General features: G+C 71.0%; 1 protein-coding gene. It reads left to right on the top strand.

The window, feature by feature from the left end:
• On the top strand, positions 1-590 hold a 590-nt coding region (locus tag AC07OY_RS28935; RefSeq protein ID WP_495046070.1), incomplete at both ends, for a carbohydrate-binding domain-containing protein.

The following is a 590-nucleotide window of genomic DNA, read 5'->3' as shown; positions in this document are numbered from 1 at the left end:
GCGCGCGTGCTGGTGGACGGCGTCGTCATCGGTACCGTGGAGATCCGCTCCACCACCCCGGCCGACATCACCCTGCCCACGCTGCCCATGAAGCCCGGCCAGCGCGTGGAGGTCGTCTACACCAACGACGCCACCATCAACGGCGAGGACCGCGACCTGCAGCTGGCCTATGCCATCAACGGCAAGACCGTGCTGCTGGCCAGCAGCAACGCCATCAACGCCGCCTGGCCCGAGCCCAACCTCACCGACACCCTGCTGGTGCGCGCCCGCGGCACGCTGGCCAGCGGCACCGGCCCCGTCATGCAGGTGCTGGTCGACGGCATCCTGGTGGGCAGCGCCGCCGTCAACTCCACCGAGAACGCCGACTACCGCTTCTCCGTGCCGGCCATGACCGCCGGGCGCAAGATCGACATCGCCTACGAGCCCGCCGCCGGTGGCGACCGCGACCTGTTCGTCGCCTACGCCACCACCCGCAACACCGTGTGGCTGCCCACTGCCGCCGGCAACCGCTATGACCGTGGCAACGGTGCCGCCGCCTTCGACGGCGTCGACATCCTCGCCGCCAGCGGCGACATGTACTGGGCCGGCGC

It is taken from the genome of Roseateles sp. GW821-FHT09H10, assembly GCF_059415865.1.
This window is presented reverse-complemented; position numbering and strand designations above follow the sequence as displayed.